This is a genomic window from Microbacterium sp. GbtcB4 (genome assembly GCF_019091465.1).
GTDB lineage: Bacteria > Actinomycetota > Actinomycetes > Actinomycetales > Microbacteriaceae > Microbacterium > Microbacterium paraoxydans.
The window spans coordinates 1-239 of the sequence record NZ_JAGXJJ010000485.1; the positions used below are offsets into that span (position 1 = coordinate 1).

The window sequence follows — 239 nt, forward strand, 5'->3', positions numbered from 1 at the left end:
CGAGTGCGGCGCCGCCTTCGAACCAGAGTCGGGTAGCGATGCCGTCGGTGCGCTCCGGCAAGTCGCGACGCGCGACCTTCTCCTCCGGCGACATCCCGACACCTCGCCTTACTGCTTCTACGTCCTCGGCCCGGCGGTCACCCTCAAGGTCCACCGGAGCGCGAGCTGGTGCGGGAGCCGTCACGGCCTCGGGCTCCACCTCGGACGTGGCGAGCCCGAGCTCAGATCGGAGCTTGGCT

Annotated in this window: 1 protein-coding gene; it reads right to left on the reverse strand. The window is 70.3% G+C overall.

The window, feature by feature from the left end; translation table 11 throughout:
* On the reverse strand, positions 1-239 hold a 239-nt coding region (locus KVS71_RS18555; protein WP_217585270.1), incomplete at both ends, for a hypothetical protein.